This window comes from Mesorhizobium sp. ArgA1, assembly GCF_053714375.1.
In genome coordinates, this window is the sequence record NZ_JBSKBQ010000004.1 from 215,425 (window position 1) to 230,919 (window position 15,495).

The 15,495-nt window shown below is 63.2% G+C and carries 12 protein-coding genes; 5 read left to right on the top strand and 7 right to left on the bottom strand.

Going from position 1 to position 15,495, the window contains the following annotated elements; all coding sequences use genetic code 11:
• Positions 1-76: 76 nt before the first annotated feature.
• Both ACWGTI_RS13170 and ACWGTI_RS13175 read left to right on the top strand, forming a co-directional pair.
• The gene (locus ACWGTI_RS13170) at positions 77-1,312 is read left to right on the top strand and encodes a putative DNA modification/repair radical SAM protein (RefSeq protein WP_454587504.1); all 1,236 of its coding nucleotides are present in this window, start codon (positions 77-79) and stop codon (positions 1,310-1,312) included.
• A gap of 2 nt (positions 1,313-1,314) precedes the next feature.
• The gene (locus tag ACWGTI_RS13175; RefSeq protein WP_454587505.1) at positions 1,315-2,781 is read left to right on the top strand and encodes a UdgX family uracil-DNA binding protein; all 1,467 of its coding nucleotides are present in this window, start codon (positions 1,315-1,317) and stop codon (positions 2,779-2,781) included.
• Between the two features lie 9 nt (positions 2,782-2,790).
• Here ACWGTI_RS13175 and ACWGTI_RS13180 read toward each other — a convergent pair whose 3' ends face one another.
• From ACWGTI_RS13180 to ACWGTI_RS13195, 4 genes are read right to left on the bottom strand one after another with little or no spacing between them, the layout of a single operon-like run.
• Complete coding sequence (locus tag ACWGTI_RS13180) at positions 2,791-4,065, bottom strand: glycerate kinase type-2 family protein (protein WP_454587506.1); 1,275 nt, start codon at positions 4,063-4,065, stop codon at positions 2,791-2,793.
• Positions 4,062-4,565 (bottom strand): heme-degrading domain-containing protein, encoded by a 504-nt coding sequence (locus ACWGTI_RS13185; protein WP_454587507.1) that lies wholly within the window; start codon positions 4,563-4,565, stop codon positions 4,062-4,064. Before ACWGTI_RS13185 ends, ACWGTI_RS13180 begins: the two co-directional genes overlap by 4 nt.
• 52 nt (positions 4,566-4,617) lie before the next feature.
• On the bottom strand, positions 4,618-5,937 hold the full coding sequence (gene guaD, locus ACWGTI_RS13190) for a guanine deaminase (RefSeq protein WP_454587508.1): 1,320 nt from the start codon (positions 5,935-5,937) through the stop codon (positions 4,618-4,620).
• 2 nt (positions 5,938-5,939) lie between these two features.
• On the bottom strand, positions 5,940-7,157 hold the full coding sequence (locus tag ACWGTI_RS13195) for a urate hydroxylase PuuD (protein ID WP_454587509.1): 1,218 nt from the start codon (positions 7,155-7,157) through the stop codon (positions 5,940-5,942).
• A gap of 139 nt (positions 7,158-7,296) precedes the next feature.
• Between ACWGTI_RS13195 and ACWGTI_RS13200 the strand changes: the two genes are divergently transcribed.
• From ACWGTI_RS13200 to ACWGTI_RS13210, 3 genes are all read left to right on the top strand, one after another.
• On the top strand, positions 7,297-8,217 hold the full coding sequence (locus ACWGTI_RS13200) for a LysR substrate-binding domain-containing protein (RefSeq protein ID WP_454587510.1): 921 nt from the start codon (positions 7,297-7,299) through the stop codon (positions 8,215-8,217).
• Positions 8,218-8,385: 168 nt separating this feature from the next.
• The gene (locus tag ACWGTI_RS13205; protein ID WP_454587511.1) at positions 8,386-9,300 is read left to right on the top strand and encodes an LLM class flavin-dependent oxidoreductase; all 915 of its coding nucleotides are present in this window, start codon (positions 8,386-8,388) and stop codon (positions 9,298-9,300) included.
• Entirely contained in the window at positions 9,297-10,550 is a 1,254-nt protein-coding gene (locus ACWGTI_RS13210) for an LLM class flavin-dependent oxidoreductase (protein ID WP_454587512.1), read from the top strand. Before ACWGTI_RS13205 ends, ACWGTI_RS13210 begins: the two co-directional genes overlap by 4 nt.
• A 13-nt stretch (positions 10,551-10,563) precedes the next feature.
• Here the strand turns inward: ACWGTI_RS13210 and xdhC are convergent, their stop codons facing one another.
• The 3 genes from xdhC to xdhA all read right to left on the bottom strand — a co-directional run bounded on the left by xdhC (position 10,564) and on the right by xdhA (position 15,493).
• Positions 10,564-11,592: a xanthine dehydrogenase accessory protein XdhC gene (gene xdhC / locus ACWGTI_RS13215; protein WP_454587513.1), complete on the bottom strand. Its 1,029-nt coding sequence runs from the start codon at positions 11,590-11,592 to the stop codon at positions 10,564-10,566.
• A gap of 62 nt (positions 11,593-11,654) precedes the next feature.
• Positions 11,655-14,012: a xanthine dehydrogenase molybdopterin binding subunit gene (gene xdhB, locus ACWGTI_RS13220; protein WP_454587514.1), complete on the bottom strand. Its 2,358-nt coding sequence runs from the start codon at positions 14,010-14,012 to the stop codon at positions 11,655-11,657.
• Complete coding sequence (gene xdhA / locus ACWGTI_RS13225; protein WP_454587515.1) at positions 14,012-15,493, bottom strand: xanthine dehydrogenase small subunit; 1,482 nt, start codon at positions 15,491-15,493, stop codon at positions 14,012-14,014. The genes xdhB and xdhA overlap by 1 nt, the downstream gene beginning before the upstream one ends.
• Between the last annotated feature and the right edge of the window lie 2 nt (positions 15,494-15,495).

Sequence of the window (15,495 nt, forward strand, 5' to 3'; positions counted from 1 at the left end):
TCACGCTGTGATCACGTTATCGCTGCCTGCATCAAATGAGGTAGCAATTTAACGCGTCAGAACATATCATGAACGGATGAGCGCACTCACCGTCCGTGAAAAACTGGCAATCCTCTCCGATGCCGCCAAATACGACGCCTCCTGCGCTTCATCGGGCTCGGCGAAGAAAGACTCGCTGAAGTCGGGCGGCATCGGCTCTACCGAAGGCATGGGCATCTGCCATTCCTATGCGCCGGACGGCCGCTGCATTTCGCTTTTGAAAATCCTGCTGACCAATTTCTGCATCTACGATTGCAGCTATTGCATCAACCGTTCGTCCTCGAATGTGCGGCGCGCCCGCTTCAGCATCGACGAGGTGGTGAAGCTGACCATGGATTTCTATCGGCGCAACTACATCGAGGGCCTGTTCCTGTCCTCCGGCGTCATCCGCTCGCCCGACGAGACCATGGGCGAAATGGTCGAAGTGGCGAGGCGGCTGCGGCTCGAAGAGAAATTCTCCGGCTATATCCATCTTAAGACCATTCCGGAAAGCTCGGCTGAACTCGTCGAGCAGGCCGGGCTTTATGCCGACCGGCTGTCGATCAATGTCGAGCTGCCGACCGACGAAGGCGTCAAAAAACTGGCGCCCGAGAAGAAGCCGGAAACGATCCGCCTGTCGATGGCGAACCTACGCCAGAAGATGGAAGAAAAGACCGAGCCGACGCTGAGGACCAAAAAGCGCGAACGCTTTGCGCCGGGCGGACAGTCGACGCAGATGATCGTCGGCGCCGACAAGACATCCGACGACGGCATCTTGCACACCAGCGCAAGGCTCTATGGCAGCTATCATCTGCGGCGCGTCTATTATTCCGCCTTCAGCCCGATCCCGGATTCGTCATCCTCTCTGCCGCTCCAGAAACCACCGCTGATGCGCGAACACCGGCTTTATCAGGCCGACTGGCTGATGCGCTTCTATGGTTTTTCACAGCCGGAAATCCTCGCCGGCAGCAGCGACGGCATGCTCGATCTCGCCATCGACCCCAAGCTCGCCTGGGCGCTGCGCAACCGGGGACGATTTCCGGTCGACATCAACCGCGCCGACCGCGAGTCGTTGCTGCGGGTACCCGGCCTCGGCACCAAGGTGGTGGCAAAAATTCTGGAAACCCGCCGCCATCGGCGGCTGCGGCTCGAAGATCTTGGACGTATCTGTCATTCGATCGCCAAGGTGCGGCCTTTCATCATCGCGGAAGGCTGGTCGCCGGGCGGGCTGACCGACAAGACCGCTCTGCGCGATACGATCGTAAAATCCTGCGAACAGCTGTCGCTGTTTTGATCATGCAGCCGGCTCAATTCAATCTTGCCCGATTCAGCGTGCGGCTCGCCAGCGAGACCGATTTTGCCGGCTGGCGCGACGCGGCGAGACGGCTGGCGCTGAACGAGGTCCGGCCAGAGGATATCAGCTGGCATGTCTCGACTTGTTCCAATGCACCGCAAAACGATCTGCCGGACGTGCCGGAGGGCGCGCAACTCGTCGTGCCGCGCGAGTTCATTGCACATGCCGAAACCGCCTTTTGCCATTCCGATCCGACCCGGTCTGCTTTTCTTTACCGGATGCTGTGGCGCCTGCGCGCCGAGCCGAAGCTGCTGGCGATTGCATCCGATCCCGACACCAGTCGGCTTGAAGCCATGGAAAAGGCGGTGCGGCGCGACAGTCACAAGATGCATGCCTTCGTGCGCTTCCGGAAGATCGGCGACGGCAATGAGGAGCGCTACGTCGCCTGGTTCGAACCGGAGCATTTCATCGTCGAGCGCAACGCGGATTTCTTCATCAGGCGTTTTACGGGCATGCGCTGGACCATCCTGACGCCCTACGCCTCGGCCGACTGGGATGGCGAAAGGCTGGCCATCGGCCCGGGCGCCGCCAAGGGCGATGCGCCGACGCAGGACGACGCCGAGGCGCTGTGGCTCACCTATTTCGAAAACATCTTCAACCCGGCGCGGCTCAAGGTGAAGGCCATGCAAAAGGAGATGCCGAAGAAATATTGGCGGAACCTTCCCGAGGCCTTGCTCATTCCAGATCTGATCGCAGGAGCGGACAAGGCCGCCAAGGACATGATTGCCAGAATGCCGACGACGCCGGCGCCGTACCACGCCAAGGTGCAGGCGAAACACTGGCCAAAGCGCGAGCCCGCCGAGGCGCCGGACGATGACGCCAGCACGAACTCCGAATTGCGCGAAGCCGCGAAGAGTTGCCGCCGCTGCCCGCTGTGGCGCGACGCGACACAGACCGTGTTCGGCGAGGGGCCCGACAATGCCAGGGTGGTCTTCGTCGGCGAACAGCCGGGCGACCAGGAGGACCTCGCCGGCAAACCTTTTGTCGGGCCGGCGGGCAAGGTGTTCGATGCGATCCTGGACGATGCCGGTGTCGACCGGCAAAAAGTCTACGTCACCAATGCCGTAAAGCATTTCAAATTCGAACCGCGCGGCAAGCGCCGCATCCACTCCAAGCCGAATGCCGGTGAGGTGCAGGCCTGCCGCTGGTGGATCGGCAGGGAGTTGGACCTGATCAAGCCGGACCTTGCGGTGGCGCTTGGCGCAACGGCGGCGCTGTCGCTGCTGGGCAAGGCGATCCCGGTGACGAAAATGCGCGGTCAGGTGATCGAGCGCGAGGATGGTTTGCGCGTGTTCATCACCATCCATCCATCCTTCATACTGCGCATCCACGAGCCGGCAGACAAGGAAGCCGAGCGCGAACGGTTCTTGCAGGATATGAAAGAGGTGAAGCGGCTGATGGCGGCTTGAGCGGTTCGCCTATCTGATCAGGATTGCTCTGAGATCATTCACATTCGTGCCCGTAGGTCCCGGCACAAATAGATCTCCGACGGCATTGAACGCCGTCCAGGCATTGTTCCCCGCAAGCATCGCCTTGGCGTCGACGGCGGCTGAACGCATGCGCGACACCGTCGAACCATCGGCGAAGGCGCCGGCATTGTCTTCCGAGCCGTCAATGCCGTCGGTGTCGGCGGCCAGGGCATGGATATTGTCCGCACCGCTGATGCCAATGGCGAAAGCCAGCAGGAATTCCGAGTTGCGGCCGCCCTTGCCCCTTTTCCCGTCAATGGGGGCGCGCAAAGTGACCGTTGTCTCGCCGCCCGACAGGATCAGCACTGGCTTCTGGAATGGCCGGTTGCGCGTCGCCACCTCGCGCGCAATGGCGGCATGCACACCGCCCACCTCACGCGCTTCGCCCTCGATGGAATCGGAGAGGATGACGGCTTCGATGCCTTGGCGTTTTGCCTCCGCCACTGCTGCTTCCAGCGACACGCAGGCAGAAGCGATCAGATGCACTTCATTGCGTGAAAGGCGCTCATCCCCAGGACTTGGCGCATCGGCGGTCGGAGAATTGATATGCGCCATGACGGCTTCGGGCAGTTTCATGCCGTAGGCTGCAATCGAGGCCAGCGCATCGGCGCGGCTGCCGGTATCCGGCACGGTCGGGCCGGAGGCCACAAGAGCCGGATTGTCACCGGGAATGTCTGACACCACCAGCGAGATCACTTTGGCCGGCCAGGCGGCCGCGGCCAGCCGGCCGCCCTTGATGGTCGAGACATGCTTGCGAATGGTGTTCATCGCCGCAATCGGCGCGCCGGAAGCAAGCAGCGCCTCGTTGACGGCGATCTCGTCGGCCAGCGTCAGGCCGGCTGCAGGCGATGGCAACAGAGCCGAGCCGCCACCCGATATCAGCGCCACGACCAGATCGTCAGCCGTCAGCCCCTGCACCTTCTCAAGCAGTCGCCGCGAGGCCTCAAGCCCGGCCGCGTCCGGCACCGGATGCGCCGCTTCGACGATCTCGATGCGCTCGCACTTGGCGCCATAGCCGTAACGGGTGACGACCAAGCCTTCGATCGGACCGTCCCAGACCTTCTCGAACGCCGCCGCCATCTGCGCCGAGCCTTTGCCGGCGCCGATAACGATCGTGCGTCCCTTGGGCTTTGCCGGCAGATGATCCCGGATCGTCCGCTCCGGATCGGCGGCGGCGACTGCGGCTTTGAAGATCGAAATGAGGAAAGATTTGGGATCGGTCATTTTGTTTCCGGCGGCAAAGCCAGTTTGCGCGGGTCGACGCCCAGATGGGCGCAGATCGCCTCGACGACGACGCCATGGTCCTCGCGTTCGGGCAGACCGGAGACCGTAATCGCACCGATGACGCCGGCACCCTTCACACTTATCGGAAAGCCGCCGCCGGCCAGCACATAGTCGGCGATGTCCAGCCCCTCACCAACTTTGAAAGTGCGGTCGGGGCGCTGCTGTTCCAACACCAGCCGGTAGGTGCTTTTGAGATAGCGCTTGACGACATTGATCTTGCGCCGCGCCCAGTCGGGATTGGAGGCGTTCGAACCCGGCATCGCGGCGTAGAACAGCGGCCGATCCCACAGCCTGATGTCGACGATGATGGGCATGGCCTCAGCCAGCGCCCGCTCACGGATCGCCGCGCCTATCTTGAAGGCGACGGCCTCGTCGAAGGTCGGGAAGACCAGCGTCTCTTCCTGTTTCTGGATCAGCGCGATGTCGTCCGCAGCGGCCATGGTGTTCCCTGTCAAATGTCGCCGCACGGTTTGACCGATGGCTGCCGTGGGGTCAAGCCTGACTGGTCATGTCGCTCTTGGCCGGCCGCCCCGCAACATAGACCTCGCGCACCGCGCGATCGTCGCCCAGCGTCTGCAGCAGGAACAATTCCTCGGCCAGCGTCTGCGCCGTCTCCATCCGCAGCCGCATCGCCGGCGTCGCACGGGCGTCGAGCACGGTGATGTCGGCATCGGTGCCTTGATCCAGCGTGCCGACCTTGTCCGCCACCGACAGCGCCTCGGCATTGCCGCGCGTTATCTGCCAGAAGGACTGGAACGGGTTCAGCTTCTCGCCATTCAGCGCGATCACCTTGTAGCCTTCGTCCATGGTGCGCAGCATCGAGTAATTGGTGCCGCCGCCGACATCGGTGGCCGCCGCGATGCGCAGTGCCTTGTCGCGGCGGCGAAAGCGCTGGTAGTCGAACAGGCCGGATCCGAGAAACAGGTTCGAGGTCGGGCAGAACACCGCCACCGAGCCTGAGTCCGACAACGCATCCGCTTCGCGCTCCGACAGATGGATGCAGTGTCCGAACAGGCTCTTTGGCCCCAACAACCCGTACTGCTCGTAGACGTCGGTATAATCGCGCGCCTGCGGATAGAGCCTTTGCGTGAAGGCGATCTCAGCGTGGTTTTCCGACAGATGCGTCTGCATGTGCAAATCGGGATGTTCACGACACAGCGCACCGGACATCTCGAGCTGTTCGGGCGAGGAGGTGATGGCGAAGCGCGGCGTGATCGCATAATGCTGGCGGCCCTTGCCATGCCATTCCGCGATCAGTGCCTTCGTATCGTCGTAGCCGGATTGCGGCGTGTCGAGCACGCCTGCCGGCGCGTTACGATCCATCATCACCTTGCCGGCAATGTTGAGCATGTTGCGGTCGTGCGATTCGGCAAAGAAAGCCTCGGCCGAGGCCTTGTGCACGGAACAATAGGCGGCGACAGTCGTCGTGCCGTGGCGCACCATCTCGTCCAGGAACAGCCGCGCTATGCGGCGGCCATGCTGGGCGTTGGCGAACTTTGTCTCTTCGGGAAAGGTGTAGGTGTTCAGCCAATCGAGCAGCTCGGCGCCATAAGAGGCGATGACCTGCATCTGCGGGAAATGCACATGCGCGTCGATGAAGCCCGGCAGCAGCAGGTGCGGCCGGTGATCGATCTTCTTTACGCCCTCGCCGGCCTGCCTTTCGACATCGGCGTAGGCGCCGGCGGCAACGATCCGGCCATCGCGGATCAACAGGCCGCCATCCTCCTCATAGCGCCAGGCGGCATGGTCGTCGATGGTTTCGGGCCAGCGCAAAAAGCTCAGCGTGCGGCCGCGCAGAAGTGTGGAGGTCATGCTTATTTTCCCGCGCCTTCGAACCAGGCGACCAGCAGCGCCCGCTCCTTGTCGCTGATCTGGGTGATGTTGGCCGGCGGCATGGCATGGCAGCGCCCAGCCTGCAGGTAGATCTCGCGGGCATGCTCGGCAATGCCGGCGTCGGTGTCGAGAATCACGTCCTTCGGCGCCTGATAGATGCCTTCATAAACCGGCTCGGCCGCATGACACATCGAGCAGCGGCCAAGCACGGTGTCGCGCACGGCCGGGAAATGCGAAGAGGCGATGTAGACCTCGGCCGCAGCGGACGCCTTGGGTTCGCCGGTCAGTATTTTCGGCGCTGTCGATAGCCAGATGATGATCATGAACAGCACGGCGGCCGCCATCCAGGTCCAGTGCGGGTTGCCGGCACGCTTATGCACGGAGTTGAAATAGTGCCTGATCAGCACGCCGATGATGAACACCAGCGAGGCGATGACCCAGTTGAACTCCGTCGCAAACGCCAGCGGATAGTGGTTCGACAGCATCAGGAACAGCACCGGCAGCGTCAGGTAATTGTTGTGCAACGAGCGCTGCTTGGCGATCTTGCCGTATTTCGGATCGGGCTTGCGGCCGGCAATAAGGTCGGCAACGACGATCTTCTGGTTGGGGATAATCACCATGAAGACGTTAGCCGACATGATCGTGGCGGTGATGGCGCCGAGATGCAGGAAGGCGGCGCGGCCGGTGAACAGGTGCGTCAGCCCCCAGGCGATGAACACCAGCACGCCATAGAGCACCAGCATCAGGCCGGTGTCGCTTTTGCCGAGCGGCGAACGGCAGAGCAGATCGTAGACCACCCAGCCAACGCCGATCGTGGCCATCGACAGCAGGATGCCGACCGGCACCGACATCGGCAGCACGTTGGGATCGATCAGGAACAGGTCGGCGCCGGCATAGTAGACCACGCACAGCATGGCGAAGCCGGACAGCCAGGTGGCGTAGGATTCCCATTTGAACCAGGTCAGATGCTCGGGCATTTCGGCCGGCGCCACCAGATATTTCTGGATGTGGTAGAAGCCGCCGCCATGCACCTGCCATTCCTCGCCGAAGGCGCCGACCGGCATGTCGGGGCGCTGGCGCAGGCCGAGATCGAGGGCGACGAAATAGAAGGACGAGCCGATCCAGGCGATGCCGGTGACGACGTGCAGCCAGCGCACGGCAAAGCTCAGCCAGTCCCAGAAAATCGCGAAATCCATCATGTGAAATCGTCCCTGCCGATTGGCTGACTTTACGGTGTGGTACGCAAACGAAAAGAGGCGAGGTGTACGATGACTTTCAAAAAAAAATGGAAAATACTAGGTTGATCCCACGCAGACGTTTGAGAGCCACGAAAATCTTATGGCCTATCTCGACAACATCGCCGTCTTCGTTCGCGTCGTCGAGCTTGGCAATCTGTCGGCGGCGGGCCGCGACATGCGCATTTCGCCGGCGGTCGCGTCGAACCGTATCAAGGAACTGGAAAAACACCTTGGGGTTAGACTGTTCAACCGCACGACCCGGCAGTTGATGCCGACGGAGCACGGCAACGTGTTTTATTCCGGCGCCAAGCAGGTGCTGGAAGCGATCACCGAGGCGGAAGCCGCAGTCTCGGCGCTCTCCGGCCAGCCGCGCGGAACCATCCGGGTGACGGCGCCGCTCGGCCTCGGCCGGCGGCTGGTGGCGTCAGGCATTCCGGATTTCCACGACAAATACCCCGATATCGAGGTGCGGCTGAGGCTCTCGGATCACAACATCGATATCATGAAGGAAGGCATCGACGTCGCCTTCAAGCTCGGCATCATCGAGGATTCCAGCCTGAGGATGCGCGGCATCATGGAATGCGAGCGTGTGCTCGTCGCGGCGCCGAAATATCTGGAAGCGCGCGGCGAACCGGTAGAGCCACAGGAACTGATCGGCAAGAAGCACGACTGCCTGATGCTGCGCTATTCGGGCGCGCGCGAATATGTCTGGACGCTGCAAACGCCGTCCGGCCCGCAGAAATACGAGGTGCACGGCCCCTACGACACCGACGACGGCGACGTGCTGACCGGCTGGGCGCTGTCCGGGCGCGGCATCATCAACAAGCCGCGCTTCGAGGTCGAACCGTTCATCCGCGACCAGCGGCTGCAGGTCATCCTGGCCAGCACGCCGCCGACGCCGGTGCAGTTCGCCGCCGTCTATCCGCACAAAAAGCTGCAGGATCCCAAGGTGCGGCTTTTGCTCGACTTCATGGCTGAGCGCTGCCAGCGGCTGATCAGGGATATTCTGGCTGGAAAGTGAGGGGCGGCGGCAACGGGCACAGCGGATCGCCCTATTGGTGACCGGGCTGGCAGGCAAGTGCCGGCCTTGTGGTCCATTCGCCGGGCTTGCCTTGCGCGGCAGCGAACTTAGGTTGATGCGATGCATCTCGCCCTTTCGCTCAACATCGCTGCCGCCAACGCAGAGGCCGTGCTGGATTTCGGCCGGATCAGCAACTTCGTGCGGCAGGCGGAAGCCACGGGCGCCGACATGGTCATCATCTCCGACACCGCGGACCGGCCGTCAAGCAGCCCGTTCGAAGCGACGACGCTGCTGGCGGCGCTAGCGACGGTGACTGACCGGATCGGGCTGGTGGCCAGCGCCTCGACGCTCGTGCATCAGCCCTACAATCTGGCGCGCCGTTTCGCGTCCCTCGACATTATCAGCCATGGCCGCATCGGCTGGAACGCCACGTTGACGCAGACCCCACGCGAGGCAGAGAATTTCAGCCGGCCCGAAGGTTTTTCCGACGATGATTTCCGTCGTCGCGCCCGGGAGTTCATCAACGTTGTGCGACTGTTGTGGATTGGCTGGGAACACGACGCGCTGCTGTTCGACAAGACGGCAGGCCGCTTCCATGACCCGGACAAGATGCACTCCATGAATTTCACCGGCGAATTCTTTTCGGTGCGCGGGCCGCTCAATGTCGCCCGATCGCCGCAGGACAGGCCAGTGCTGGTGATGTCCGGTCTGACAGAGGCTGAACTCGATTTTGCAAGCCGCCGCGCCGATTTCGTGTTGTTGGACGAGCGTGAACCTCCGGAAACGAAAGCTGCCTCCGATGAGCTCAAGCGCAAGGCGCAAGACGCGGGGCGCGACCCGATGACGATCAAGGTGCTGGCGACCGCGGATGCGCGGCCGGAACTCGACGTCGGCATTCTGAAAGCCCTGTGCCTCTCGTGTGGCTGCGACGGGATCGTCTTGGCCGTGCAGCCCCGGGCTGCGGCCCTAGAGGATTTTGTCGAACGACTCTTGCCCGAACTCAAGCGACACGGATTTGCCAAAACACAATCTGGTAAGACGCTGCGCGATCGCCTTGGGCTCGGTGAGGGCGGCAGGCCATGAGCACCCGCCAGATGAAACTCGGCGCTTTCCTGTGGGCGACGGGCCACCACATCGCCGCCTGGCGCCACCCCAAGGCGCATGTCACTGCCGGTATCGACATCGACCATTACGTCCAGCTTGCGCGCACGGCGGAAGCGGCGAAGTTCGACATGGTGTTCTGCGAGGACGCCGCCGGTCTGCGCGAAGCCAATGTCGGCATTGCCAGCCAGACCTCGCGCTCGATCGGCTTCGAGCCGATCAGCCTGCTTTCGGCGCTCGCCGTGCAGACCAGCCGCATCGGCCTCGTCTCGACGGCGTCGACCAGCTACAACGAGCCCTACGGCCTGGCGCGAACTTTTCTGTCGCTCGATCACTTAAGCGGCGGCCGCGCCGGTTGGAATCTGGTCACGTCGGCAAGCCCCATCGAAGCCGCCAATTTCGGCGCGACAGGCCTCAAGCCCCATGCCGACCGCTATGAACGCGCGCGTGAATTCGCCGAGGTGGTGTCAGGACTTTGGCAAGGCTCCCGACTTTCCGGCCATGATGGCCAGAGCTTTTCGGTGCGCGACCCGCTCGACCTGCCGCGTTCGCCGCAGGGCGCTCCTGTCATGGTCCAGGCCGGCGCCTCGGATGTCGGCCGCGACCTTGCCGCCCGCACCGCCGATGTCGTGTTCACGGCGGCGCAGACCTTCGAGCAAGCGAAAGCCTTCTACGACGACCTGAAGAGCCGCATGGCTGCCTATGGGCGCGAGCCCGACGACATCAAGATCATGCCTGGCGTGTCACCCGTGGTGGCGGAAACCGAGGCCGAAGCGCAGGAGAAACATGAGGAACTGCAGGCGCTGATCCCCGACGATGTCGGCGTGGCGCTGTTGTCCAGCTATCTCAGCATTTCCGATCTCTGGCGCTATCCGATCGACGGGCCGATGCCGGAATTGCCGGAGACCGAGGGAATGAAGAGCCGGCAGGCACTGGTTGTCGAGCAATCGCGCCGCGACGGGCTTTCCATCCGCCAGCTTGCCCGCCATTTCGCCGGCGCGCGCGGCCATTGGCGCATCGTGGGCACGCCGGCGCAGGTCGCCGACGAGTTGCAGGCGCGGTTCGAAGGCGGCGGCGCCGACGGCTTCAATGTCATGCCGTCTTACTTTCCCGGCGAGCTTGATGCCTTTTGCGAACTCGTAGTGCCGGAACTGCAGCGCCGTGGACTATTCCGCAAGGAATACGAAGGCAGCACCTTGCGCGAGCATCTGGGGTTGAAGCGGCCCGCCTAGTTGCGGCGAAAACCTAGCCCGCTGTTTCTTTGTCTCGTCTAACCTGATGGTCGACATTTGGCGCGGTGTTGTGAACGACCAGCGCCGTCATGATCTCGGCGGCCGCCAATGCAGCGATCACCGGCGGGCGCTTGTCCTTGACCGCGTCTCCGCCGATCGGCGAGACGAGACGGGCGAATTCCGCTTCCGTGCCCTCCGCCGATTTCAGGAACCAGTGCTTGAATGTCGCTTTCTTGGTCTTTGAGCCGATCATGCCGACGTAGGCCGTGTCGTCGCGCTTCAGCGCCTCGGCGACGATCAGGAAATCGAGCGCATGGTCGTGGGTGAGGATGGCGAAAGCCGTGCCGGCGGGCGCATTGCGTATCTCGGCCTCCGGCATTGGCGTCAGCCGGGTTTCGACAGTTTGCGGCATGCCTTCCAGCGCCTCGGCCCGGGTTTCGATGACGACGGCATGGACGGGAAGGAGCGCGATGGTCGAGGCCAGCGCCTGGCCGACATGGCCGCCGCCGAAGATATAAACATGCGGCAGATGCGCCTCCTCGGCCTCCGCCGATACAACCAATTCTTGCGCCAGCTTCGCATCGACCAGCCGGATCAGCACTTCGACGCGCCCGCCGCAGCATTGGCCGATCTCCGGGCCGAGCGGCACATCGAGCGTGGCGCAGGTTTCATCGACCTCGATGCGGGCCTCTTTACCCTCCCCCTTGTGAGGAGGGTGGGTGAGCGGATGCCGCGAAGCGGCGTCAGCGAACCGGGGTGGGGGTGGCCTGGCACCGCCGTCTGCACCCCCACCTCCGCCGGCTTTGCCGGCCGACCCTCCCCACGAGGGGGAGGTTAAAGACGAGAGCATCTGCCGGGCCTTGTCGATCGCCATGTATTCGAGCTGGCCGCCCCCGATCGTGCCGAAAATCGCTGCCTGCGAGACGAGCATGAACGCGCCCTTCTCGCGCGGCGTCGAGCCCTTGGTGCCGGCCACTTCGACCAAGGCAAGCCGCCCGGCGCTGCCGAGAAACGCTTTCAGGCTTTGCACTTTCGAGTTCATTGTCTGCATTCCCACCTTGGAAACATAGCGTTTCCGGGCTGAATTTGCACGTTTTGGTCCGATCAGGCCGGCTTTGCGCCTCTCAGCCGCTCGATCGCCATCAGCACACGCTCCGGCGTTGCGGGCGCATCGAGTCGCGGACAGACCTTGTGGTCGGCAACGCTTGCGACCGCATCCGACAGCGCATGCAGCACCGACATGCCGAGCGGGAAGGGCGGTTCGCCGACCGCCTTGGAGCGGTGCACCGTCGGCTCGCTGGCTTCCGGCCAGTCGGCCAGCGTGACGTTGAAGATCTTCGGCCGGTCGGATGCCAGCGGGATCTTGTAGGTCGACGGTGCGTGGGTGCGCAGCCGGCCCTTGTCGTCCCACCACAGTTCTTCCGTGGTCAGCCAGCCCATGCCCTGGATGAAGCCCCCCTCGATCTGGCCGAGGTCGATGGCACGGTTCAGCGAACGGCCGGTGTCGTGCAAGATGTCGGTGCGCTCGACTACATATTCGCCGGTCAGCGTGTTGACCGAGACTTCCGAGCACGAAGCGCCATAGGCGAAATAGTAGAAGGGGCGCCCTTCGCCCTTGTCGCGGTTCCAGTGGATTCTCGGCGTTTTGTAAAAGCCTGCCGCCGACAGCTGGATGCGGGCCATATATGCCTGCTTGATAAGGTCGGCGAAGGCGATCTCCTGATTGCCGATGCGCACCCGGTTGGGCAGGAACAGCACCTGGTCGCGCGGTACCTGGTATTTTTCGGCAGCGAAATCGGTCAGCCGGTCCTTGATCTGGCGGGCGCCGTTCTGCGCCGCCATGCCGTTGAGATCGGAACCGGACGACGCCGCGGTGGCCGAAGTGTTGGGCACCTTGCCGGTCGTGGTTGCGGTGATCTTGACCTGGTCGAGGTCGATCTGGAATTCTTCGGCCACCACCTGCGCCACTTTGACGTAGAGGCCTTGCCCCATCTCGGTGCCGCCATGGTTCAGATGCACCGAACCGTCAGTGTAGACATGCACCAGTGCGCCGGCCTGATTGTAGTGGGTGGCGGTGAACGAGATGCCGAACTTGACCGGCGTCAGCGCCAGGCCGCGCTTGATGAAACGGCTGTTGGCGTTGAAAGCCTGGATGATGCGGCGGCGGCTTGCATAGTCCGCACTCGCCTCCAGTTCGGCGACGATGCGGTGGATGATGTTGTCCTCGACCGTCTGGTGATAGGGCGTGACGTTGCGGCCCTCTTTATCACCACCGGTGCCATAGAAATTCTGCTTGCGGATTTCGAGCGGGTCCTTGCCGACGGCAAAGGCGACCTCGTCGATGACGCGTTCGGCGCCGACCATGCCTTGCGGGCCGCCGAAGCCGCGAAAGGCAGTGTTCGAGACAGTGTTGGTGTAGAGCGGCGCCGACTGCGCATGCACTGCCGGCCAGAAATAGGTGTTGTCGCAGTGGAACAGCGCGCGGTCGGTGACCGGGCCGGACAAGTCCGACGAAAAGCCGCAGCGCGCCGCGAACATGAAGTCGACGCCCAGAATGTTGCCGTCGTCGTCGAAACCGACTTCGTAGTCGACGAGGAAATCATGGCGCTTGCCGGTGGCGATCATGTCGTCGTCGCGGTCGGGCCGGATCTTGACCGCGCGATGGTGTTTTTTCGCAGCAATCGCCGCGAGGGCGGCAAACTGGTTGCCTTGCGTCTCCTTGCCGCCGAAGCCGCCGCCCATGCGGCGGATTTCCACCGTGATGGCGTTGCTCGGCACGCCAAGCGCATGGCTGACCATATGCTGCACTTCGCTCGGATGCTGGGTCGAGGAATAGATGGTGACGTCCTGGTCCTCGCCCGGAATGGCAACGGCGATATGGCCTTCGAGATAGAAATGCTCCTGGCCGCCAATGCGCATCTTGCCCTTCAGCCGGCGCGGTGCCGTCTTGATCGCGGCGGCGGCATCGCCGCGCTTCAAGGTGAGCGGCGGGGTGACCAGCTTGTCCTTGCGCGGATCGAGGTCGCCAATGTCGGTGACGAAGGGCAAAGGACTGTATTCGACCTTGGCGATCCGCGTGGCCCGGCGCGCCTCCTCGCGCGTTTTGGCAATAACGCAGAAGATCGGTTGGCCGTAGAACTGCACCTTGTCGTCGGCCAGCACCGGCTCGTCGTGACGGCCGGTCGGCGAGATGTCGTTTTCGCCGGGCACGTCGCTCGCGGTCAGCACGTCGACGACGCCCGGCGCTGCACGCACCGCCGACAGATCCATTTTGGTGATGGTCGCATGCGTGGCCGTCGACAGACCGAGGCAGCCATGCAGCATGCCCGCCGGTTCCGGCAGATCGTCGATGTAAACAGCGGTGCCGCTGACATGCTTGTGCGCGGAATCATGGCGCTGGTCAGTGGCGACGCCGCCGGAAATCTTCTGCGCCTTGAGGTTGGGGGAAGCGTGCTTGTTCATCAGGCTGCCTCGTTGCGTGACACCTGGAACGGCGCCTTCGATCCCGTCGTCTCGGCAAAGAAGCGCAGCAACAGGTTCTTGGCCGCAAGCGCCCGGTATTCCGCCGAAGCCCTCATGTCGGTCAGCGGGGTGAAATCGCCGGCATATTCGGCCATAGCGGCCTCCACCGTTGCTTCCGTCCAAGGCTTGCCGATCAGCGCCTTTTCGACGCCGAAGGCGCGCTTCGGGGTTGCCGCCATGCCGCCATAGGCAATGCATATGTCGGCCACCGTGCCATCCTTGGCCAGGTCGAGGAAAAAGGCGCCGAGGGCCGCGGTGATGTCCTCGTCGCGGCGCTTGGTGATCTTGTAGACGGCAAACTTTGTGCCCTTGGCCGGCACGGGAACATGCACGGCCTCGACGAATTCGCCCGGCTGCCGGTCCTGCTTGCCATAGGCGATGAAGAAATCCTCGAGCGCGATGGTGCGCCGCTTTTTGCCCCGGCGCAGCGTCAGCTGCGCGCCGAGCGCGATCAAGGGCGGTGGTGTATCGCCGATCGGCGAGCCGTTGGCGATGTTGCCGCCGATCGTTCCCATATTGCGCACCTGCTCGCCGCCAATGCGGTCGAACAATGGCCCCAGAGCCGGGATGCGCCTGGCCAGTGTCGCGAAGGCGTCGGTGTAGGTGACGCCGGCACCGATGGTGATGACGTCGTTGTCTTCGGAGATCGCGCATAACCCGTCGAGATTGCCGATAAAAACCGCCGGTGAAATGTCGCGCATATGCTTGGTTACCCAGAGTCCGACATCGGTCGAGCCGGCGACGACAGTCGCATTCGGCTCTTTGTCCAGCACGGCGGCGAAATCGTCGGCGTTGGCCGGCACGATCAGTCGCTGCTTGCCGGCACCGATCTCGACGCGGGCGCCGTCATGCATGGCCTCGAGCCTTGCGGTGATGGCCTTGCGCTCGGCCGCCAGCGGATCCTTTGCCGCCTTGCCGTAGCTGGAAATGGCACGGGCGGCGCGGATGATCGCCTCATAGCCGGTGCAGCGGCAGAGATTGCCCTGCAGCGCCTTTTCGATCTCCGCATTCGACGGATCGGGCGATTTCATCCACAGGCAGTAGAGCGACATGACGAAGCCCGGCGTGCAGAAGCCGCACTGCGAGCCGTGGAAATCCACCATTGCCTGCTGCACCGGATGCAACTGGCCTGATACACCGCGCAGATGCTCGACCGTCACCACGTGGGTGCCGTCGAGCGAGCCGAGGAAGCGGATACAGGCGTTGACGCTTTCATAGACCAGCTTGCCGGCCGAGAGTTTGCCGACCAGCACGGTGCAGGCGCCGCAATCGCCCTCGGCGCAGCCTTCTTTGGTGCCGCGCAGGGAACGATCGAGCCGCAGCCAGTCGAGCAAGGTCGCGTCTGGCGCCACCGACGACAGCGCGACATCCCTGCCATTGAGGATGAAGCGGATCTCGTTGCGTATCGTGATCTTGGCCATGC

Coding starts and splice junctions, on each gene's coding strand:
- ACWGTI_RS13175 (WP_454587505.1), top strand. CDS start 1,315: ATGCAGCCGGCTCAATTCAATCTTGCCCGATTCAGCGTGCGGCTCGCC.
- xdhB (WP_454587514.1), bottom strand. CDS start 14,012: ATGAACAAGCACGCTTCCCCCAACCTCAAGGCGCAGAAGATTTCCGGC.
- ACWGTI_RS13170 (WP_454587504.1), top strand. CDS start 77: ATGAGCGCACTCACCGTCCGTGAAAAACTGGCAATCCTCTCCGATGCC.
- ACWGTI_RS13200 (WP_454587510.1), top strand. CDS start 7,297: ATGGCCTATCTCGACAACATCGCCGTCTTCGTTCGCGTCGTCGAGCTT.
- ACWGTI_RS13210 (WP_454587512.1), top strand. CDS start 9,297: ATGAGCACCCGCCAGATGAAACTCGGCGCTTTCCTGTGGGCGACGGGC.
- xdhA (WP_454587515.1), bottom strand. CDS start 15,493: ATGGCCAAGATCACGATACGCAACGAGATCCGCTTCATCCTCAATGGC.
- ACWGTI_RS13195 (WP_454587509.1), bottom strand. CDS start 7,157: ATGATGGATTTCGCGATTTTCTGGGACTGGCTGAGCTTTGCCGTGCGC.
- ACWGTI_RS13180 (WP_454587506.1), bottom strand. CDS start 4,065: ATGACCGATCCCAAATCTTTCCTCATTTCGATCTTCAAAGCCGCAGTC.
- xdhC (WP_454587513.1), bottom strand. CDS start 11,592: ATGAACTCGAAAGTGCAAAGCCTGAAAGCGTTTCTCGGCAGCGCCGGG.
- ACWGTI_RS13185 (WP_454587507.1), bottom strand. CDS start 4,565: ATGGCCGCTGCGGACGACATCGCGCTGATCCAGAAACAGGAAGAGACG.
- guaD (WP_454587508.1), bottom strand. CDS start 5,937: ATGACCTCCACACTTCTGCGCGGCCGCACGCTGAGCTTTTTGCGCTGG.